The sequence below is a fragment of the Kribbella caucasensis genome, from assembly GCF_004361855.1.
In the GTDB taxonomy this organism is placed as follows: Bacteria; Actinomycetota; Actinomycetes; order Propionibacteriales; family Kribbellaceae; genus Kribbella; species Kribbella caucasensis.
Genome location: NZ_SNWQ01000016.1, coordinates 66,219 through 86,913, shown reverse-complemented (window position 1 = coordinate 86,913; position 20,695 = coordinate 66,219). Strand labels below are relative to the sequence as shown.

At 67.3% G+C, this 20,695-nt stretch carries 21 protein-coding genes; 6 read left to right on the top strand and 15 right to left on the bottom strand.

Annotated features, from left to right (window positions below; all coding sequences use genetic code 11):
• The first annotated feature begins 356 nt into the window (after positions 1 to 356).
• Both EV643_RS29160 and EV643_RS29155 read left to right on the top strand, forming a co-directional pair.
• Positions 357 to 2,477, top strand: coding sequence for a DEAD/DEAH box helicase (locus EV643_RS29160; RefSeq protein WP_133803366.1), 2,121 nt, complete (start codon positions 357 to 359; stop codon positions 2,475 to 2,477).
• Positions 2,478 to 2,494: 17 nt separating this feature from the next.
• Positions 2,495 to 3,625, top strand: a complete 1,131-nt coding sequence (locus EV643_RS29155; RefSeq protein WP_133803365.1) for an MFS transporter — start codon at positions 2,495 to 2,497, stop codon at positions 3,623 to 3,625.
• Between the two features lie 3 nt (positions 3,626 to 3,628).
• Here EV643_RS29155 and EV643_RS29150 read toward each other — a convergent pair whose 3' ends face one another.
• From EV643_RS29150 to EV643_RS29125, 6 genes are all read right to left on the bottom strand, one after another.
• Positions 3,629 to 3,982: a cupin domain-containing protein gene (locus EV643_RS29150; RefSeq protein WP_133803364.1), complete on the bottom strand. Its 354-nt coding sequence runs from the start codon at positions 3,980 to 3,982 to the stop codon at positions 3,629 to 3,631.
• A gap of 164 nt (positions 3,983 to 4,146) precedes the next feature.
• Positions 4,147 to 4,551, bottom strand: coding sequence for an arsenate reductase ArsC (locus EV643_RS29145; RefSeq protein WP_133803363.1), 405 nt, complete (start codon positions 4,549 to 4,551; stop codon positions 4,147 to 4,149).
• Entirely contained in the window at positions 4,548 to 5,285 is a 738-nt protein-coding gene (locus EV643_RS29140; protein ID WP_133803362.1) for an aquaporin, read from the bottom strand. Before EV643_RS29140 ends, EV643_RS29145 begins: the two co-directional genes overlap by 4 nt.
• Complete coding sequence (locus EV643_RS29135) at positions 5,282 to 5,947, bottom strand: arsenate reductase ArsC (protein ID WP_133803361.1); 666 nt, start codon at positions 5,945 to 5,947, stop codon at positions 5,282 to 5,284. The genes EV643_RS29140 and EV643_RS29135 overlap by 4 nt, the downstream gene beginning before the upstream one ends.
• Entirely contained in the window at positions 5,944 to 6,648 is a 705-nt protein-coding gene (locus tag EV643_RS29130) for an arsenate reductase/protein-tyrosine-phosphatase family protein (RefSeq protein ID WP_133803360.1), read from the bottom strand. The genes EV643_RS29135 and EV643_RS29130 overlap by 4 nt, the downstream gene beginning before the upstream one ends.
• Before the next feature lie 82 nt (positions 6,649 to 6,730).
• On the bottom strand, positions 6,731 to 7,099 hold the full coding sequence (locus EV643_RS29125; RefSeq protein WP_133803359.1) for an ArsR/SmtB family transcription factor: 369 nt from the start codon (positions 7,097 to 7,099) through the stop codon (positions 6,731 to 6,733).
• 80 nt (positions 7,100 to 7,179) lie between these two features.
• Here EV643_RS29125 and EV643_RS29120 point away from each other — a divergent pair, with 80 nt between their 5' ends.
• Positions 7,180 to 8,574, top strand: coding sequence for an FAD-dependent oxidoreductase (locus tag EV643_RS29120; RefSeq protein WP_133803358.1), 1,395 nt, complete (start codon positions 7,180 to 7,182; stop codon positions 8,572 to 8,574).
• Entirely contained in the window at positions 8,574 to 9,791 is a 1,218-nt protein-coding gene (locus EV643_RS29115; protein ID WP_133803357.1) for an MFS transporter, read from the top strand. The genes EV643_RS29120 and EV643_RS29115 overlap by 1 nt, the downstream gene beginning before the upstream one ends.
• Here the strand turns inward: EV643_RS29115 and EV643_RS29110 are convergent.
• Complete coding sequence (locus EV643_RS29110; RefSeq protein WP_133803356.1) at positions 9,778 to 11,118, bottom strand: FAD-binding oxidoreductase; 1,341 nt, start codon at positions 11,116 to 11,118, stop codon at positions 9,778 to 9,780. The two genes, EV643_RS29115 and EV643_RS29110, sit on opposite strands and share 14 nt — an antisense overlap.
• 243 nt (positions 11,119 to 11,361) lie before the next feature.
• Positions 11,362 to 11,871: a GNAT family N-acetyltransferase gene (locus EV643_RS29105; protein WP_202869803.1), complete on the bottom strand. Its 510-nt coding sequence runs from the start codon at positions 11,869 to 11,871 to the stop codon at positions 11,362 to 11,364.
• 298 nt (positions 11,872 to 12,169) lie between these two features.
• Between EV643_RS29105 and EV643_RS29100 the strand changes: the two genes are divergently transcribed.
• On the top strand, positions 12,170 to 12,526 hold the full coding sequence (locus EV643_RS29100; protein ID WP_133803355.1) for a YciI family protein: 357 nt from the start codon (positions 12,170 to 12,172) through the stop codon (positions 12,524 to 12,526).
• 62 nt (positions 12,527 to 12,588) lie between these two features.
• Here the strand turns inward: EV643_RS29100 and EV643_RS29095 are convergent, their stop codons facing one another.
• A complete protein-coding gene (locus tag EV643_RS29095) occupies positions 12,589 to 12,810 on the bottom strand; it encodes a hypothetical protein (protein ID WP_133803354.1) in 222 nt (73 codons plus the stop codon).
• An 83-nt stretch (positions 12,811 to 12,893) separates the two neighbouring features.
• Positions 12,894 to 13,889, bottom strand: coding sequence for an NADP-dependent oxidoreductase (locus tag EV643_RS29090; protein WP_133803353.1), 996 nt, complete (start codon positions 13,887 to 13,889; stop codon positions 12,894 to 12,896).
• A gap of 91 nt (positions 13,890 to 13,980) precedes the next feature.
• Here EV643_RS29090 and EV643_RS29085 point away from each other — a divergent pair, with 91 nt between their 5' ends.
• Complete coding sequence (locus EV643_RS29085; RefSeq protein WP_202869802.1) at positions 13,981 to 14,493, top strand: winged helix-turn-helix transcriptional regulator; 513 nt, start codon at positions 13,981 to 13,983, stop codon at positions 14,491 to 14,493.
• 215 nt (positions 14,494 to 14,708) lie between these two features.
• On the opposite strand, the gene EV643_RS29070 is transcribed toward EV643_RS29085, so the two are convergent.
• The 5 genes from EV643_RS29070 to EV643_RS29050 form a co-directional block, all read right to left on the bottom strand.
• A complete protein-coding gene (locus tag EV643_RS29070) occupies positions 14,709 to 14,942 on the bottom strand; it encodes an SDR family NAD(P)-dependent oxidoreductase (RefSeq protein WP_202869801.1) in 234 nt (77 codons plus the stop codon).
• Positions 14,943 to 15,027: 85 nt separating this feature from the next.
• The gene (locus tag EV643_RS29065) at positions 15,028 to 16,188 is read right to left on the bottom strand and encodes an XdhC family protein (RefSeq protein WP_133803352.1); all 1,161 of its coding nucleotides are present in this window, start codon (positions 16,186 to 16,188) and stop codon (positions 15,028 to 15,030) included.
• On the bottom strand, positions 16,181 to 17,815 hold the full coding sequence (locus EV643_RS29060; protein ID WP_133803351.1) for a long-chain fatty acid--CoA ligase: 1,635 nt from the start codon (positions 17,813 to 17,815) through the stop codon (positions 16,181 to 16,183). The genes EV643_RS29065 and EV643_RS29060 overlap by 8 nt, the downstream gene beginning before the upstream one ends.
• Positions 17,815 to 18,291, bottom strand: coding sequence for a (2Fe-2S)-binding protein (locus tag EV643_RS29055; RefSeq protein ID WP_133803350.1), 477 nt, complete (start codon positions 18,289 to 18,291; stop codon positions 17,815 to 17,817). The genes EV643_RS29060 and EV643_RS29055 overlap by 1 nt, the downstream gene beginning before the upstream one ends.
• Before the next feature lie 7 nt (positions 18,292 to 18,298).
• Complete coding sequence (locus EV643_RS29050) at positions 18,299 to 20,641, bottom strand: molybdopterin cofactor-binding domain-containing protein (RefSeq protein ID WP_133803349.1); 2,343 nt, start codon at positions 20,639 to 20,641, stop codon at positions 18,299 to 18,301.
• Positions 20,642 to 20,695: the final 54 nt, after the last annotated feature.

Genomic DNA, 20,695 nt, shown 5'->3' with positions numbered 1-20,695 from the left:
TCAGACGCCCCAAACCTAGACGAGCGGACGCGGCCGACCGGAGTACGGCGCGACGGCCGACTCGAACCTGATTTCGCCAGGGGTTAGTATTGACAACGCATCGAACATCGGTCCCGCTCTCAGTGAGGCTGATTGCCCCGGGGGGCGCCCGCACCTTCAGCCGGAACTCACGGCCATCGACCAGTGGTCGTCGGTCCCAAACGGTGGCGGGTCCCTCGTAGTCCAACTGTCGATCGCTCGCAGGAGCGGCGGACTGAGCCATCGCGCCGGTGGCCGATCCGGACATTGTCATCGACGGCGTGCGGTGTTGTGTTCCGTCACGGCAAGGGTGCCGTGGCGACCCTGAGGAGGACTTCTTGGCCCAGCGAGGCCAGCGCCGGTCAGGCGCTTCGCATACCGCTCCCCGACGTCGGCGTCGGGTCCGCGAGGTCGACTCCGACGGCCTCATCCCGGTCCTCGCCCGTGCCGTGCGGGAGGTCGAGGGGGCCGTTCAACGTGGCGCCATCCGGCCGTCGGTCCGGACGAAGTTCCAGGTCGTGGCCCTGCTGGTCCGCGAGGAGCGGGCCCGGGTGAACGCCGACCAGAGCTACACCGACGCCTACCGCGCGGAGCAGCTCAGGCGCCTCGACGGGGTCGCGACGATCCTCGCCAAGACCGCCGCTCGCGACACCTCGCTCCTCGCGCTGCTCGCCGAGGACGCCGTCATGTCCGACAGCGCCGTCTCCCTCAAGCGCGAGCTCCAGCTGGCCGCCGGTATGGAGCCGCCTGCCGAGGCTCCGGCACCAGTCGAGCCGGAGACCACCGCCGCCCCACCCGCGCGTCGGGTCGTGCCGCAGTCGGTCGTCTCCCGACAGCTCGCCAACCCCTTCCTCGCCCCCGACTTCAGTTCCGCCGCTCCTCGCGAGGCGCGACCGCGACGACTGGCCGGCTGGGAGCTGATCGGCCCCCTGTTCAAGTCCTTCGAGTACGCAGCCGCCTCGGCAACCAAGTCCCTGCCCAAGCCCTCGACCCTGCGCATAGCGGCCGGCCTGGAACTGATGCCACATCAGGCGCAAGTGGTTGCCGCCACCTCGGCGGGCCATCGGACCTTCCTGCTGGCCGACGAGCCAGGTCTGGGCAAGACCGCTCAGGCCCTGCTCGCCGCGCAGGCCGCGAACGCGTACCCGCTGCTCGTCGTCGTACCGAACGTCGTGAAGACCAACTGGGCCCGCGAGGCCCAGACCTGGACGCCGAAGCGGGCCGCGACCGTGATCCACGGCGACGGAGACTCCATCGACGGCTTCGCGGACATCGTCATCGTCAACTACGAGGTGCTCGACCGGCACGTCGGCTGGCTCGGCGACCTGGGCTTCCGCGGCATGGTCGTCGACGAGGCGCACTTCATCAAGAACAAGAAGTCCCAGCGCTCGCGGAACGTCCTGCAACTGTCCGAGCGGATCCGGGCCCGTACGGTTCGTCCGCTGCTGATGGCCCTCACCGGCACCCCGCTGATCAACGACATCGAGGACTTCGCCGCGATCTGGCAGTTCCTCGGCTGGATCGACGAGAAGACCCCCGGCGCCGAGCTGATGGAATCGCTCGAGCGAAGCGACCTGACCCCGGCCGACCCCGGGTTCTACGCGGCCGCCCGCGCCAGCGTGATCGACCTGGGCATCGTCCGGCGCCGCAAGGTCGACGTGGCCGCCGACATCCCCGCCCGCCGCATCGCCGACCTTCCCGTCGAGCTCGATGGCGCCGTCGGCCGGTCGATCCGCGACGCCGAGCGCGAGCTCGCCGACCGCCTCGTGGCGCGCTATCACAGCGCACTCGCGACGCGGACCTCCGGCGAGGTCGTGGACGGCATCGACCACGGCCTGGTACGCCGCGTCGCCGGCTGGGAACGGTCCGACTCGGACAAGGCGAAATCCGGCGAGAACATCTTCAACCTGGTACGCCGTATCGGCGCAGCCAAAGCCGGGATGGCCGCCGACTACGCCGCCCAACTCGCGCACAACGTCGGCAAGGTCGTCTTCTTCGCCAGGCACATCGAGGTGCTGGACGCCGCCGAGAAGGTCTTCACCGAACGCGACATCCGCTTCTCCTCGATCCGCGGCGACCAGACCCGGACCAAGCGCCAGAAGAATGTGGACGCGTTCGTCAACGATCCCGAGGTATCCATCGCGGTGTGCTCGCTGATGACAGCCGGCGTGGGCCTCAACCTGCAGGTCGCCTCGAACGTCGTGCTCGCCGAGCTCTCCTGGACCAACGCCGAGCAGACGCAGGCCATCGACCGGGTGCACCGCATCGGCCAGGACGAGCCGGTCACCGCGTGGCGCATCATCGCCGCGCAGACCGTCGACACCAGGATCGCGGACCTCATCGACGCCAAGGCAGGGCTCGCCGCCAGGGCACTCGACGGGTCCGACGAAGAAGTCTCGTCGTCGGCGGACGTCCAGCTCGAGGCGCTCGTGGCACTGCTGACAAACGCCCTTTCGTAGCCAGCCGACGTCAGTCAGTGTCCTACCGCCCGCTGCTCTGGCTTGCGGTAGCGACGTTCTCGACGGGCATCGACGGCTATGTGCTGGCCGGTCTACTGCCAGCCATCGCCGGCGATCTGCACGTCAGCGAGGCACTCGCCGGGCAGTTGATGTCGGCGTTCGCCCTGACGTCCGCGCTGGCGGCGCCGCTGCTCGGCACCGTGACCAGCCGCTGGGAACAACGCAGCACCATCGCCCTCTCCCTGGGCGTCTTCGTGCTCGGCAACCTCATCGTCGGAATCGCGCCCAGCTATCCGATCGCGCTCGGCGGCCGGGTGGTGGCTGCACTCGGTGGATGCCTGCTCAACGCCGCCGTCACCGGGTACGTGATCGCGTGGACGCCCATCCGGCATCGCGGCAAGGCGCTGTCCTTCGTTCTCGGCGGATGGATGACGGCGACCGCACTCGGCGTACCGGTCGGCCTGGCGCTCGGACAGTCCAACTGGCGGTTCCCGATGATCCTGGTCTCCGTGGTGGGCACCATCGCCTTGGCCGGCATCCTGCTCAAACTTCCCCGGCTGCACCTCCCCGCGCGCACCCTCGCCGCGCGCCTGCGCCCCCTCGCCCAACCACGTCTGCTGGCCGGTCTCCTGGTCACGACCGGCATCCTGTGCAGCAGCTACACCTGCTTCACCTACGCCACGCTGATCCTGCGTCCGGCATTCCCGGCCGAGTGGATGATCATCGTGATCATGTTCGGGTACGGCCTGGCCAGCATGCTCGGCAATGCGGTGACCGGCCGGCTCGCGGACCGGTTCACCCCACTGCCCGTGCTCACGGTCATCCTGACCGCGTTGCTGTTGAACTCTCTTTTCGGCGTGCTCGCGTCCACGTCCGGAGTACTGGGGGTCGCGGGCCTGGTGTGGTTCTTCGCCGCCGGAATCGGAAACGGCGGCGCCGCCGTCCCTCAACAGGCCCGCCTGGCAGCCCTCGCCCCGGACTCCGCCCCCATCGTGATGGCCCTCAACGGCAGCGCGATCTCCCTCGGCAGCGCCCTCGGCGGCGCATCTCTCGCCGCCGGCTCCTCCCCCTACGGCTTGCTGACCGTCGCCGCCATCATCTTGGCCATCACGTTGGTCCTTCACCAGGTCGTGGCGAAGCCCAGCTGACCCTTAAGCAGGCTTGGCGTATCCCCGGACGCCGGTGTCCAGCAAGACGCATGGCTCGTCGCTCGTAGTCCACGCGTCGTGTCCGGGGTCGATGTCCATCACGTCGCCGGGCCCGACGCTGAGCTCGCGGCCGTCGTCGAACCGGACGGTCATCTGCCCGGACAGACAGAAGCCGGTGTGGTGGACCATGCAGGAATCGGTTCCGGCGATGGGCTTGACGTCCTCGGACCAGCGCCAGCCTGGCTCGAACACGCCGCGGCCAAGGGTGAAGTCGCCCAGAGTGACGACGTCCATGTGCCCGTGGTCCTTGAAGGGACGTACCTCGTTCGGGGCGTCGATGCTCCGCGTGTCGGACATACTGCCTCCTTCTCCCGGTCTGCTTGATGTATTACGAATGGCCAACAGGGAGATCCACACCCCCCAGATCCGTTCAATCCCCCACTTGAAATAGGACTCCGGAGAGTGAGCACTGTCAAGACGCCGACCAACGCCCGCCGATTACGGCTCGTCTACGTGGTCGCTCACGGTGATCCGGTGAGATCCGCGACGAGTTTCTCGACGCGGTTGCGGATGTCGTCGCGGACCTGGCGGACAACCTCGATCGGCTGGCTCGCGGGGTCGGTGAGCTCCCAGTCTTCATAGCGTTTGCCGGGGAAGATGGGGCAGGCGTCGCCGCAGCCCATGGTGATGACGACGTCGCTGGCCCGGACGGCCTCGGTTTCGAGGATCTGCGGTACGGCGCCAGTGATGTCGATGCCGACCTCGTGCATGGCTTCGACCGCAGCCGGATTGATCTGGTCGGCCGGTTCTGATCCGGCGGAGCGTACTTCGACCCGGTCACCGGCGAGGTGGCGCAGCCAGCCGGCGGCCATCTGTGATCGGCCCGCGTTGTGGACGCAGACGAAGAGAACTGCAGGCTTGCTCACGAGGATGCTCCTGTGTGGGTGGGTGTGACGACGTCGTCGGCCGCCTGGCCCGCGTTGGGATAGAGGACGATGACGAGCGCGGCGCCGAGGATGGCACCGAAGGCTTGGAAGGCGATGAAGGCGGGCACTGAGCCAGGGGCGATACCGGCGAAGGTGTCGCTGAAGGCGCGTCCGATGGTGACGGCCGGGTTGGCGAACGAGGTGGATGAGGTGAACCAGTACGCCGATCCGATGTAGGCGCCGACGGCAAGTGGTGCGAGTTGCGCGCGGCCGGACCAGGCGAGCGCGAAGATCAGCAGGATCAGGCCAGCGGTGGCGACGGTCTCGCCGATGTACAGATGTCCCGCGGAACGATCGGTGGTCGACCAGGAGACCGCGGCTTCGCCGTACATGAGGTTGGCCAGGATCGCTCCCGCGATGCCGCCACCGATCTGGGCGGGGATGTAGGCGGCGAGGTCGCGTAGGGAGAGCCCGCTGCTGGTGCGTTGGCCGAGCCACCAGTCGATCACGGAGACCGCGGGGTTGAAGTGGGCGCCGGAGACCGGGCCGAGCATGAGGATCAGCACGGCCAGGCCGAGCGCGGTGGCGAAGGCGTTCTCTAGAAGCTGCAGGCCGATGTCGCCGGGCGACAGGCTCGCCGCCGCGATGCCGGAGCCGATGACGACCGTCACGAGCAACCCGGTCCCGAGCGCCTCGGCGACGGCGCGCCGCCACAGCGGCTGGGCGTGGCTCATCCGCGGCTCACCGGTACGGCGAGCTCGTCGAGCAGGACGCGGACGCGGCGTTCGATCTCGTCACGGATCGGGCGTACGTCGGCAACGTCGAGGCCGGCCGGGTCGTCAAGGTCCCAGTTCTCGTACCGAGTACCGGGGAAGATCGGGCACGCGTCGCCGCAGCCCATCGTGACGACGACGTCGGCGGCGCGGACGATCTCGTCGGTCCAGGGCTTGGGGTACTCGCCGGCGATGTCGATGTCGCGTTCAGCCATCGCGGCGATCGCGGCCGGGTTGACGTCGATACCGGGTTCGGAGCCTCCCGACCAGGCCACGGCGTTGTCGCCGGCCAGGTGCTGGAAGAAGCCTAGCGCGATCTGGGAACGGCCGGCGTTGTGGACACAGAGGAACAGCACGACGGGCTTGCCGTCGTCATGGTGTCCCTCGACCCGGGCGAGTGCGCTGAGGCGTTGCCGGGCGAAGCGTTCGGCCAACAGGGGAAGGAAGTTGGGAACGGTGCTGCCGGTGGCGAACTGGTCGTAGCTGGTGTGCAGGAACCGTTCGATGGTCTCCGGACCGTAGATGTCGGAGAACTCATCCGTGAGCCGCGCGGCGGCGGTGCGGAGCGCGAGTTGCTGGTCGATGGACAGGTCTTCGTGTCGGTGCCAGGCGAGTTCGGTCATCGTTTGCTCCCGGTGGAGTCTGCCGCTCCGGGCGACAGTGCGGGCGCCAGCCGTTCGATCCGGTCGGCGAGTTCGGTGTAGGCGACCTCAAAGGCCGCGTCGGTGTCGGCCGGTGCAGGGTCGGCGATCGACCAGTGCAATCGCGGTCGTTGCTCGGCGGGCAGGTGTTCATGGGCGTTGTCGCAGACCGCGATGAGCAGGTCGTCGCGTCGTACGACGTCCTTCAGGCTCGCGGTCCGCCACCCCTGGGGATCCAGACCGTGTCGACGCGCGATCTTGAGCGCACGAGGGTGCACGCGCTCGGCGGGCTCCGTGCCGGCGGACACGGCGGGGACGTGGCTGCGGCGCGACCAGATCGCCGCGGCAAGCTGGGAGCGAGCCGAGTTCTGCGTGCAGACGAAGACGACCCGCTTCACCGCGGTCAGCGCGGGCGTGGTGATCGCCGTCAACGCTCCGGGCCGCAACCGCACATAGGTACGGCGCCGGTCTCCCTCGGAACGCGTCCGTACGACGAGACCCGCGTCCTCCAAGACCTTGAGATGGTGGGCGACCAGGTTCGTCGGCAGTTCCAGCGCGGCCCCGAGCTCCCCCGGCGCCGCGTCGCCGGCGACCAGGGTGTCCACGATCGCCAGCCGCGCGGGATCGCCGAGCGCCGCATGGATGCGGGCCCGATCCGCCAGGGTGAATAGCTCAGTGTTCATTGCCTCAATAATCACTGAGCTATTTCTCGGAGTCAAGCCGAGACACGCTTCCCGCAGCCGGGCAGTCTTGGCCGGCCGGTGGTCAGCGCGTCAATGCGGTCTCCGGGACGGCGAGGAGGGTCGAAATCCACTGGAGGCGTTCGGGGACGGGCCAGTAGTAGACCCAGGTCCCGCGCCGCTCACAGTCGACGAGACCTGCCTCCCGCAGCACCTTCAAGTGATGCGAGATGGTCGGACCGCTCACCTCGAACTGCGGGGTCAGGTCGCACACGCAGATCTCGTCACCTGCGGACGTGATCATCGACAGCAGCCGCAGCCGGACCGGATCCGCCAGCGCCCTGAACACGGCCGCCCCGTCGGCTGCCCCGGCCGAATCGAGGGCCGCGTCGGAGATCGGCGTACAGCAGGAAGCGCCGGAAACCGGCGTCAGGGTGATCTCCTGTTTCGACATGCCTCTATCTTGACTCTTGTCTAATCACGAGGCAAGGTGGGACTCGTTGATTAGATGAACTTCAAGACAGGGAGTGGATCGTGGTCGAGCAAACAGCGGCCCCCGTGGTTGTCATCGGTGCAGGGCCGGTGGGGTTGGCGGCAGCGGCGCATCTGGCCGAGCGCGACCTGGGCTTCGTGGTGCTGGAGTCCGGGCCGAGTGTCGCGTCGGCGATCGAGGATTGGCGGCAGGTGAAGCTGTTCAGCCCCTGGCGATACGACATCGACAACGCGGCCCGCCGCCTGCTGGAACGCGCAGGCTGGACCGAGCCGGACCTGGGCAAGCTCCCGACCGGCGGCGACCTGATCGACGCCTATCTGCAGCCGCTCACCAAGGTTCCGCAGCTCAACGACCGGATCCGCTACAACGCCGATGTCGTGGCGGTCACCCGTGTCGGCTTCGACCGGATCCGCACGGCCGGACGTGAGGCCGCGCCGTTCCTGGTCCGCCTTGCCGACGGCACCGAACTGCTCGCGTCGGCCGTGATCGACGCCGCAGGCACCTGGCGCAAGCCGAACGTGCTCGGTGGTTCCGGAATCCCGGCTCGCGGCGAAACCGATCACGTCGACGGCATCGCGACCGCGTTGCCCGACGTACTCGGCACCGACCGTGACCGCTTCGCGGGCCGTCGTACGGCGGTCGTCGGCGCCGGCCATTCCTCCGCGACAACCCTGCTCGACCTGGGCGAACTGGCCCAGGACGCTCCCGGCACCGAGATCGTCTGGGTGGTCCGCGGCACCGACCAGGCCCGCACCTACGGCGGCGGCGAGGCCGACGAACTCCCAGCTCGCGGCGCCCTCGGCAGCCGCCTGAAGAAACTCGTCCAGTCCGGCCAGGTCGAGTTGGTCAGCTCGTTCCGGATCGAGGCCGTCGACCGCACCGCCGACGGGCGGATCGAACTCACCTCCGGCGAGCGGACCGTTGTGGCCGACACCGTCGTGAATTCCACCGGCTTCCGCCCCGACCACGACATGGTCTCCGAACTACGCCTCGACCTGGACCCGATCCTCGGCTCCACCCGAGCACTGGCACCGCTGATCGACCCGAACAAGCACTCGTGCGGCACTGTCCCGCCCCACGGCGTCGACGAACTCGCCCACCCGGAGCCCGGGTACTACGCGGTCGGGGCGAAGTCCTACGGCCGCGCGCCCACGTTCCTGCTGGCCACGGGCTACGAACAGGCCCGATCGGTGGTCGCCGCCGTGGCCGGTGACTGGGAGGCCGCCCGGGATGTCCAGCTAGATCTGCCGGAAACCGGCGTGTGCTCGTCCAACCTCGCGTACGGCGGCAGCGCCGACGAGGCCAGCGGTTGTTGCGGGCCTGCACCCCAGGCGATCTCGGCACCGGCCGGTCGCGGCCTGGCCACCGGCATCAGCGGTGGACTGCTGACAGTCATTGAGGACAGGCCGACGACCCAATCGAGCTGCTGCGGCTGATGACAGCCACGACCGGCACTGCGCCCAGCCTTGCCGGTCGTGGTGGTTTCCGCAGCGACGTGGTCGCCGCGCTCGCGGTGACCACGACCGTCAGCTATGGCGTGCTGTACTACGCCTTCGGCGCGCTCCTCGAACCGATGCGCCTCGACCTCCGCATCTCCACGACCACTGCCACCGGTGCGCTGACACTCGCCTCGCTGGTGAGCGCGGTCCTTGCGATCCCGGTCGGACGCTGGCTCGACGCACGCGGTGGTCACGGCGTCATGAGCGCCGGCTCGGTGATCGCCGCCGCCTCGGTGCTTGCTTGGTCGCAGGTTCACGACGCGTATCAGCTCTATGCGGTGTTCGTTGCCCTCGGCATCGCCTCGGCGATGGTGCTCTACCCGCCCGCCTTCGCCGTGATCGTCGCCGTCACCGCACCAGAACGCCGTACGACGGCACTGCTCGGCGTCACCCTGGTCGCCGGGTTCGCCAGCTCGATCTTCATCCCACTCACCGGCCAGCTGATCCACGCCCTCGGCTGGCGACAGGCTCTCGTAGTACTGGCTAGCGTGATCGCCATCGTGACCGTGCCGCTCCATGTCCTGGTACTACGTCGTACGGACCCGTCTGGTCAGCTCTTGAAGACGGCTGCCGCACCGACGCGCGTACTACGTGACGCCGGGTTCTGGCTGCTCGCCGTGGCCTTCGTGCTCCACAGTTCCGCGCTCGCGGTCATCGGCGTACACCTCGTCACCTACCTCACCAAGCTCGGCCACTCCCCCACCACCGCCGCGACCCTGACCGGGCTGCTGGGCCTGCTGTCGGTCACCGGCCGGATCGTCACCACCATCCTGCGCCGATGGTTGCCGATCACATCGATCACCGCCGTCATCATCACCCTGCAAGGCATCGCCCTGAGTCTCCTCCCGGCGGCGGGCGACAGCGTCATCGGCGCTGCCGCCTGCCTGATCGCGTTCGGGCTCGGGTTCGGCGTCGCCTCGATCGCCAAACCCGCGATCCTCCTCGACCGGTACGGCGACCACGGCTACGCCACCATCGCCGGCTTCCTCGGCACCCCAATCACGATTGCTGCCGCCACCGCACCACTGGCCGCCGCGGCCCTCGCGACGGCACTCGGCTACACCCCACTGATCCTCACCGCAGCCGCCGCCTGCGTACTCGGAGGACTCGCCCTCGCAGCCACGCGGCACCTGCCAAGGTCTACTGAGGCCTGATGTTGTGGTTGCCGGCAAACAGATTGCTGGGGTCGTACTGGCTCTTGACCGCCGCGAGCCGCTTGTAGGTCTCCGTCGGATAGACCGCAGCGACATCCTCCTCGGTAGCCGAAGCAAGGAAGTTCGCGTAGGCGCCGCTGATGTGAGGTGTGAGTCTCCCCCAGATCGCCTCCAGACCCGGACGAGCAGCCTCAACCACCGGCTTCGGACCCCCAGTCGCCGTCACGAACATCAACTCCGCCTGCCGATGCGCGTACGCCGTCGCGTCGTCGGGCACGCGTGATACCGCACCACCAACGCTGCGAACTGAAATTGCCGGCGACCCCTCCGACGCCCCCACCTCGGCAAGAATCTGAAGGACGTCAGACACCGATTCCTCGTCCACAAAAGCGCTCCGGGTAACGAACTGGATCCCCGGCGGCGGAACCAAGCCCTCCTCCAGAATCTCCGCGTACGGTTTCAGCGCCACATCGTCCTCGATCACCGTGCCCAGCCGCCGAATCGGATCGAGCACCCGCGCCGCAACCTCCGAGTCATCGCCATCAAAGGCAACGTGGATCTCGATCGGCGCCGCAGGTCCACCCGCAAACGGATTGGCAAAGACCGCAATAGCCGTGAGGTCCTCTGGAGCGGTCCTCATGTACTCCGCCCACCCCTGCAGCACGGCGCTCACCTCCGCCGCCGCGAACGCGATCTTCCCGAAGAACACGTCCGTGGTCGGATGCGCCACAAACTCAAAGGCAGTCACGATCCCGAAGTTCCCGCCCCCACCGCGAATCGCCCAGAACAACTCCGAGTTCTCCTCTGCGCTGGCCCGCACTACCTCCCCACTGGCCGTGACCACCTCAGCGGCGACCAAGCTGTCCAACGCCAGCCCGCACTTCCTGACCTTCCACCCGATCCCACCAGTCAACGTCAACCCACCGACACCAACACTCTTCGTGTCCCCCGACGAGATCGCCAACCCATACGGAGCCAACGCCCCCGCAACCTGCCCCCAGTTGGCCCCGCCGCCAATACGGACCAGATGCCGTTCTTCGTCAACAACCTCCACATCCGCAAGCCTGCTGAGGTCGATCACAACCCCACCATCGTTGGTCCCAAACCCCGCGAACCCATGCCCGCCCCCGCGCACAGACAGCACCAGCCCCGCTTCGACAGCGAACCGAACCCCCGCCTGCACGTCCCCCACGCTCTCCGGCCGCAGCACACCGACCGGACTCCCCCAAGCCAACACCGCCCGGCTGGCCGACTCATACTCAGCCGCACCCGGCTCAACAACGTCCCCACCAAAGCCCTGCCGAAGCCCCTCAAACACTGAACTCATGACATCCCTTCCACACAGATGAATCCGCATCCCTCACAGACCCGACGAGACACCCGCCAAAAATGTGACTCCCCCACCTGTGACCTGCGTCTCTCACCCCTGACGCTTGCGGCAGCACGGCGGCTATCCGAGCAGGCGACAGGCGTGCCGAGACGATCTCAGACCCTGTGACTTTGACCTGCGGGAACATCCGCGGATGCCCCAAGAAGCCGCGCAGCCGCGGGAGCCCGCCCGCGAACTGGATCACCGACTGTGCTGCGTGCCGCGGACCATGCGGATCTCCCGGACCCCGCCCTCGACCTGGGCTGTCCCGTCGGCGACGAAGCCGTGCTTGCGGTAGAACGCCTGTGCACGAGGGTTCGGGTCGGCCACCCACAGCGCCACCGACTCCTCCGGATCGACGACCGCCTCCAGCAGCGCCGGCCCAGCACCCGTGCCGTGGTCGGCCGCATACACATAGAGCACATACAGCTGCCTCGCCCACGCCGCCCCGGCGTCCAAGGGCGGGCCTGACATAGCGATCCCGACCAGCGCGCCGTCCCGCTCAGCGACAGCCACGCGGTTCTCGCGATAGCGCTCGTCGGTCAACGCGGCAGTCCAAAACCGCTCCCGAGCAGCCAGGAAGCCTGGGTCGTCGAGCACTGCGTCCGGCATGAGTCCCCGATACGTCTCCTGCCAGCACCGCACATTCACGCGTGCCATCTGCGCGACGTCCGCGACTCGAGCCGGGCGAACAGTCAGCGAGGAACTCACCGCCGAATCGTAGGCCGCCAACCGCCGCCCGGCCTAAATCTCGCGCAGAACAACACAGGTCGGCGAACTTCTGCATCAGCGTGGCCGGCGGAAGGCGTTCACCGTCGCCGAGATGGTCGGCGCGTGGGACTGGCTCGTAAGCGACGTCGAGCGAGGCTACGGGGATCGAGGGTCAGCCTCTGTACCTCGAACTCAGCCAACCCGATCCCGCGTTCCCGGCCTTCCAGCGCTGCCCACGCCTGGCCACCGGCTGATCGAGAACGGCCCTGCCGATCCGACGGCCGGTAGGTTTTGGCGTATGCGATTTGATCGGTTCACCGTGATTTTGTTGACGTTGCGGACGGATGCGCCTGTCATGACGGATGAAGAGGCGGACGAGCTTCAAGATCGGCACATGGCGTACGGGGCTGATCTGCAGGCTCGGGGGCTGGTGCTGGCTCGTGGACCGTTGATGGAGCAGGATGACGAGCGCTTCCGCGGGTTTTCCGTATGGTCGGTGGACGCGGAGACCGCCCGAAAGCATGCCGAAGGCGATCCGGCGGTGCGGGTCGGCCGGTTGGCGGTGAACGTCATGACGTGGATGATGCCCGCCGGCAACATCCAGTTCACCAAGGTGCAGGCGCCCCGATCGGTCGCCGAGGCCATGACCGACTAAGGCCTCCTGCAGAATTCCGATCGGCCTCGTCGAGGTCGGCGACGTTGCCGGAGGGCGGCCCGCTAACGGCGCGCCATCCGGCCCATGATCTGGACGACCTGCCGGCGCGGGATCACCCTGCCGGCGAGGGCGAGCGGGCGGCCGTTGGTGACCACCGATGGCGGTGCGGAACGGCGGTCCAGGGTTTGGAGTGCCGTCTTGACGACGGCCTCAGGGGTGGCTCGTTTCGCGCCGTAGTCGGGCGATCCGCGGTCCCGCCTCACAACCAGAGAAGAAGATGACATGACCGATCGCCTCCCCGCCGTCGACCTGCCGAACATGGTCGCCGCCCGCTTCCTGGACGCCGTCAACGTCATCTGAACGCGAGTCACCTCAGCTTGATGACGACCTTGCCTTTGGTGCGGCCGCTTTCGACGTAGGCGAGGGCTTCATTGGTCGAGTCGAAGGGGAAGACTTTGTCTACGACCGGGCGGATGGCGCCTTCGTCGATGAGGGAGGTGATCTTGCGCAGTTGGTCGCCGCTTGCCTTCATGAAGAGGAACGAGTAGGTCACCTCGCGGCGTCGCGCTTGCCTCTTGATTCGGTAGCTCAGGAGGGTCATGGCGAGTCGCAGGAAGCGTGAAGCTCCCATCTCCTTCGCGAAATCCGGATCGGGCGGGCCTGAGATCCCGATGAGCTTGCCGCCGGGACGGAGTACTCGCAGAGATTTCTCGGTGGTCTTGCCGCCCAAGGGGTCGAGGACGACGTCGTAGTCGTGCAGGACGGTTTCGAAGTCTTCGTTCTTGTAGTCGACGATGACGTCTGCGCCGAGGCTCTTCACCAGGTCGACGTTGGCGGTGCTTGTCGTTGTGGCCACCGTTGCGCCGAGATGCTTGGCCAGCTGGATCGCGGCTGTTCCCACACCACCCGAGCCCGCGTGGATCAGGACCTTCTGCCCGGGCCTCAGGTTCGCTCGCTCGACCAGGGCCTGCCATGCCGTGAGCGCGACCATCGGAAGGGAGGCGGCTTCTTCCATGGTGAGTGATTGCGGCTTCTCCGCCAGGTCGTCTTCGTTGACCGCGATCAATTCCGCGAAGGTGCCGATGCGGTCTTTGTCGGGTCGCGCATAGACCTCGTCGCCTGGCTTGAATCGCTGCACACCTGGCCCGACCTGTACGACGACTCCGGCCAGGTCGCTGCCCATGATCAACGGCAGGCGATAAGGCAGGATGAGCTTGAACTCGCCGTCCTTGATCTTGGCGTCGATCGGGTTCACGCCGGCGGCGTGGATCTGAACCAGAACGTCGTACTCCCCCAGCTCAGGAACCGGCATCTCGGCGGCCCGGAGGCCGCTCTTGTACCGGTCGATGATGAATGCCTTCATGATGTCCTCTTCAGCCGCGGGTGGGGGGTGGTGCCTCAACCATGACAGCTGAGTATAGAAAAGTAAACTCAGAGTCGGCTAGAGTGGTTCCATGGATGCTCGGAACGACGCCGATGAGGACGCCGCCGGCCTGGACCCTCGCCTCGATCGGGACACGTCGAACTGCTCGATCGCCCGCACCCTCGAGATCGTGGGTGAGAAGTGGACGATCCTGATACTGCGCGAGGTCTGGTACGGGTCGTCGCGCTTCAGCGAGTTCGAGCACGTCCTCGGCTGCCCCCGCAACCTCCTCGCGGAGCGGCTGAAAATGCTTGTGCAGGAAGGGATTCTGGCCACCGAGACATACAAGGAACCAGGCGCCCGCAGCCGGCCCAGGTACGTGATCACGCAAAAGGGCATGGACCTGGTACCGGCCGTGATGGGACTCATGCAGTGGGGCGACAAGTACCGAGCCGACCCGGAAGGGCCGGCTGTGGAGGCACGGCACCGAGGCTGCGGCGGCCACGTCGACATCCAGATTCGCTGCGATCGTGACCACCACGTTCAGCTCGAAGACATCGAGTCGATCCCCGGCCCCGCCTTCCGCCTACGACCCGCAGTGTGACGCCGAGTCCTACGCAGTATCGAGTACCGCGAGAGCGTTCTGGACGCCCTGCTCGAGGATCTGATCGGCGAGCTCCCGGTCGGCCACGGCGCGGGAGAGTTGCATGGTGCACCACGAACACCTACGACCTCGACCAACGACTCCCGAACAGCCAACTCGTCATCTACCCCGATGCCGGACACACGGCGGTGTGTTCCAGTTCCACCAGGACTTCGTCAAGCGGGCCGTGGAGTTTCTCTGACCGCCTCCGCCATCACGTCCTCGAAAGTACGCCGCCGCTGCGCGTACACCGGCATCGGAGTATCGGCCTGCACCATGTTCGCGTCGAACGGGGTGTTGATCGGGCCGGGCTCGACGAGCAGGATCCGTACGCCGTGTTCGCGGACCTCGTGGTCCAGGGACTCCGAGTACCCCTCGACCGCATGCTTGGTCGAGACATAGACCGCCATGAAGGGGTTGGGACGAGCCCGCCGAGCGAGGAGATGTTGATGATCCGCCCGCGGCCCCCGGCGCGCGTGTTAGATATCATCACGGTCAGACGGAAGTGCCCTCCAGGGATTCGTGCTGCGCGGGTGCCCACGCTGCGGTCTCGCCGTGGATCCGTCCCTTGGTGGTGGACAGGGGCTGTCCACTGGCCGAGGAGCGGGTCGCGATGATCTCCGCGGCGATGGAGATCGCGGTCTCCTCCGGGGTCCGAGCGCCGAGATCCAGACCGATGGGTGACCACAGCCGGGCCAACTCGGCATCGGTCACCCCGACCGCCCGCAGGCGGGACAGCCGCTCGTCGTGGGTACGGCGCGAGCCCATCGCGCCGATGTAACCGGCTTCGGTGCGCAAGGCAACTTCCAGCAACGGCACGTCGAACTTCGGATCGTGGGTCAGCACGCACAGTGCGGTACGGCGATCAACCAGTCCCTGCTCGACCGCCTCAGCGAGGAACCGGTGGGGCCAGCTGACCACCACCTCGTCCGCCTCGGGAAACCGCAGCCGGGTGGCGAACACTCCTCGCGCGTCGCAAACCGTCACGTGGTAGCCGAGAAACTTGCCCGTACGAGCCATGGCCGCCGCGAAGTCGATCGCGCCGAACACGAACATCCGCGGCGGTGGCGTGAACGCCTGGACGAACACCGCGACCTCGGTGCGCTGACACTCCCCCTGCGGACCGTAGTGCCGGATCGCTGTAGCCCCTTGGTCAAGCATGGCCACCGCATCCTCGACCACGGCAGCATCCAAACCCGAGTCACCGAGACTGCCAGTGACCCGGTCCGGCCAAACGACCAACCGATGCCCAAGGCAATCTCCCGTACTGACCACAGTCGCAACCGCAACCGGCCGCCCCGACGAAATCGCGTCGGAGACCGCATCGAACTCGGCGAACGAGGCCAGGTCGACCGGCTGCACCAGAACCTCGATCACGCCCCCACAGGTCAGTCCCACGGCGAACACATCATCATCGGAAACGCCGTACCGACGTACCGACGGCAAGCCGGTCTGGATGACCTCCCGAGCTACCTCATATACATCGGCTTCGACACAGCCGCCGGACACGCTGCCCACCACGACGCCGTCGCCGGATACGGCCATGGCCGCGCCGGGTTGGCGAGGCGCCGAGCGGAACGTGTCGATCACGGTGGCTACTGCGAAACGCCCGCCGTCGGCGTACCACTCCCGGATGTGCGGGAGAAGGTCACGCATGTCCAGCCCCGTCGGCCGGGACTGGGTAGAGCTGTTCGCGCAGTGTCTTCTTGGAGAACTTCCCGGTGCTGGTCTTGGGGAGCTCGTCGATGAACCGGATCTCGTCGGGCAGCCACCATCGGGCGACCCGAGGGCGCAGGTGCTCCAGGATGTCCTCGGCGACCAGCACAGCGCCAGGCTTGACGACCACACAGGCGACCGGGCGCTCCGACCATTTGACGTCCGGTTTGGCGATCACTGCCGCTTCCCGTACGTCGGGGTGGGCCATGATGTGGTTCTCCAGCTCCACCGAGGAAATCCACTCGCCGCCGGACTTGACCAGGTCCTTGGCCCGGTCGACCAGCCGCAGGTAGCCGTCCTCCTCGACCACCGCCACGTCCCCGGTGCGCAGCCAGCCGTCGTCGGTGAAGTTCGGATCGCCATCGCTGCCGAAGTAGCCGCTGGCGATCCACGGACCGGCGGCATGCAACTCCCCCGCGGACACACCGTCCCAGGGTTGTTCGGCCCCGCTGTCCGGATCCACGATGCGCAGATCCACGAGCGGAACAGGCTGCCCTTGGCTGGCCCGCACGTGCTGCAACTTCGCCTCGGTGAGATCGGCATGATGCGAGCGCAAGGTGGCCGCGGTACCGATCGGACTGGTCTCGGTCATCCCCCAGGCCTGGGTGATGGGCAGCCCGATCGCCTCCCGCCATGACTCTGACAGCGAGGCCGGTACCGCCGATCCGCCGGCGACGACCAACCGCAGGCTGCTCAGGTCGTGCTCCTTCAGCAGCGGCACCGCGCCCATCCAGATAGTCGGTACGCCGGCGGTGAACGTCACCCGATGCCGTTCGATGAGCCCCAGCAACGCGGCCGGGGTCATCGACGGTCCGGGGAACACGAGATCGGCACCGGCCAGTACGGCGGCGTACGGCAGACCCCACGCGTTGACGTGAAACATCGGTACGACCGGCAGCAGGACGTCCCGCTCGCTCAGCCCGAACACATCCGCCGTCAGCGGCATCAGTGAGTGCAGCACGGTGGACCGATGTGAGTAGAGCACGCCCTTCGGGTTGCCGGTGGTGCCGGAGGTGTAGCACAAAGCGGCTGCGGCGTTCTCGTCGTCGATCTCGAAGCGTCCCTGCTTCGGCTCGGCCTCGGCGAGCAGGGTCTCGTAGTCCCGTACCCGCGGGTCGGCCGGAATCGGAGTGTCCGCACCGTCGTCCATCACCACAAAGAACCGCACTGACGGCAGTTGATCGGCCAACGGCCACAGAACCGGTAGCAGCGAGCGGTCGACGAAGATCACCTCGTCCTCGGCGTGCTGGACGATGTAGGTGAGTTGATCGGCGAACAGCCGGATGTTCAACGTGTGCAGGATTCGCCCGGTGCACGGGACGGCGAAGTACAGCTCCAGGTGACGCCCGGTGTTCCAGCCGAAGCTGGCTACCCGGGCCTGCGGACCGAGGTCCAGCCGGTCGAGGACGGTCGCCAGCCGCCGTACCCGCTGTGCCCACTCGGCATAGCTGACGGTGTCCTCTCCGGTGGCGGTCGCGGTCAGGACCTTCTTATGACCGAACAGCCGCTCGGCACGGTGGAACACGTGCGGCAGCGCCAACGGCCGATCCTGCATCAAGCCATGCATCACATGTCCTCCGCGCCGGCCTTGATGGCCTCGCGGATCCGGGAGTAGGTGCCGCACCGGCAGATGTTGCGCAGCTCGTCGAGGTCCGCCTCGGTGAGCTCGCGGCCCTCCGCCTGGGCCTGCTTGACCTTGGCAACGGCCGCCATGATCTGGCCGGGCTGGCAGTAGCCGCACTGGGAGACATCCATGTCGAGCCAGGCCTGCTGCATCGGGTGCAGCTCCTTGCCGACGGTCGCCGGCAGGCCCTCGATGGTCGTGATCTCGTCGGCCGGCTGGATGTCCTTCACCTGCACGGAGCACGGGTTGAAGGCCTTGCCGTTGATGTGCGAGGTGCACGACTTGCAGACCTCCAGCGCGCACCCATACTTCGGGCCGGTGACGCCGAGAAGGTCGCGCAGTACCCAGAGCAGCCGGACGTTGTCCTCGGCATCGACGCTGATCTGCTTGCCGTTGAGCTTGAAAGTGTGCGTTGCCATGGATTCCTCAGAACGTGTGGTCGAGACCGTCGGTCGGTGACTGGGGCGTGGACGGCTCCAGAGGGTGAGGTTCGAAGCCGAGCTTGCCGTGGTTGATCGGGAAGTAGGTCGGCATGGTCCCGGTCGCGCGGGCATAGGCACACGCGACCGCGGCGAAGGCCGGTGCCACGGCCAGCTCGCCGGCGCCACTGGGACTGTCACTGGTGTTGGGCATGATGAGCACCTGTACGTCCCGCGGCGTGTTCCACTGGCGGGTGTAGAAGTAGTTGTCCCAGCTGCCTTCCAACGGAATGCCGTCCTTGATGTGCAGGCTCGAGGTCAGCGCGAGCGCGATGGCGTCCTGCAGGCCACCGATCATCTGCGCTTCCAGCCCGCGGGGGTTGATGCAGAACCCGGGATCGACCACGATCAGTGCCTTGGTCACCCGCGGACCGCTCACGCCGTCCGGAATGGGCCTGTTCACCGTTTCCGGCCGGCAGTCGATCTCGACCAGCGCCGCGACCGCACCCCTGTACTCCGCGTGCAGGCCGACGCCCTGCGCCATGCCTTTCGGCATCGCCTTACCCCACTCGCCGACCTCGGCAGCCTTGTTCAGAGCCGCCAGCAACCGCTTGTCCCGCAGGAAGTTGCGGCGGAAGCGCACCGGGTCCTGGCCCAGCTTCGCGGCGAGCCGGTCGACCACGAGCTCCTCTGCGCACACCACGTTCGGCGAGTAGATGTTGCGCATGCTGCCGGTGTTGAACTTCAGCGGAATCTCGTTGAGCAACTGGGTGGTGACACCGAAGTTGTACGGCGAGGACTGGCTGAGCGTGAAGATCGTCTCAGCGAAGGAGAGGTTGCCCGCGACGGGCAGGTGCGCGGCGGTCGAGGTGATCATCTCGCCGAGTCCGTGACCGAAGTCGGTCTGCACACTGGTGTGCCGCTGCTCGTAGCTGAGCACGTTGCCGGCCAGGTAGTTCACTCGCACGCGCGACGTACACATCGGGTGGGTGCGGCCCTGGCGGAAGTTGTCCGTGCGCGACCAGGACAGCTTCACCGGCTTCCCCATCTTCTGGGAGATCTCCGCCGCCTCGGCTGCCACATCATGGAACAGATGCCGGCCGAACGAGCCGCCGGCCTGATTGACGTGCACCTTCACCGCGTGGATCGGCAGGCCGAGCTGTTTGGCGATGTCCTCCTGGGCGACGATCGGCACCTTGAGGCTGGCCCAGATCTCCGCGCTGTCCGGGCGGACGTCGGCGATCGCACAGTCCGGTTCGAGCGGGCTGTTGCTGGCGAACGCGAAGACGAATTCGGCGTCGATCGTGTTCGACAGCAGTGGCGGCACGGCCATCGGCAACTGGGCCGCGCGCAGTTTCGCCAGCACGGTGGCGTCGGACTCGTTGTCCACCGTGCCCGGACCCCAGGTCGCGTCAACCACCTGGATGGCGTCGATGCACTGGCCGAAGGTATCGCCGCGGATCGCAACACCGTGGCTGATGGCAACGACGTCGGTGATGCCCGGCATGGCACGCACGGCGGCGAGGTTGTTGATCGACTTCACCGTGCCGTTGATCGTCGGCGGCCGGGCCACCATGGTCGGCTTCGCGTTCGGGACTTGCCGGTCCATCCCGAACTGCTTGCGGCCGGTGACGATGTCGACAGCGTCGACACGGTTGTGCGGGCGTCCCAGGACGGTGAACTCGGACCGGGACTTGAGCTCGGCGGACACCGTGATCGTTGTGGAGGTCGCCGCAGCCTCGGCCAATGATCCGTACGTCGCCGTCCGGCCGGTTGGGCCACTGACCACACCATCGCGAGTCGTCAAATTGCTTGCCGGCGTACCCCACTGCGCGGCTGCCGTTTCCACGAGACGCTGCCGGGCGATCGCGGCGGCCGTGCGTACCGGCAGGAACATGCTGCGCATCGAGTTCGACCCACCGGTCAGCTGATTCATCAGCAACTCCGGCCGCGCGTCCGCGAGGCCGATGCTGACCTTGTCCATCGGCAGGTCCAGCTCCTCGGCGACCATCATCGCGATCGCGGTGGTCATGCCCTGGCCCACCTCGGCCCGCGGTACGGCGAAGTACGCGGTGCCGTCCGTCCTCAGCTGGACCGAGATCAGCCCGGACGTCGGCGCGGCGGCGAGGTTCTGCAGATCGCCGAGGTCGAAGATCTGCTCCGGCTGGGGCAGCGTGGGCACCGCGGCATCCGCCGTCTGCGGGTCGTTCGAGTTGGCGATCCAGGTCACCCCGACCGCCAGGGTGGGCGCGGCGATCAGATAGCCGAGGACGCGACGGCGTCCCAGCCGACCGCGTTCGTCGGCTGCCATCTCTGCTGACTGGTTCGGCGAACGACGGTGTTCGGCCATGAGTATTCCTCCGTGTTCGACCAATGCTGGGAACGCAGTCTGGCACCGCGAACG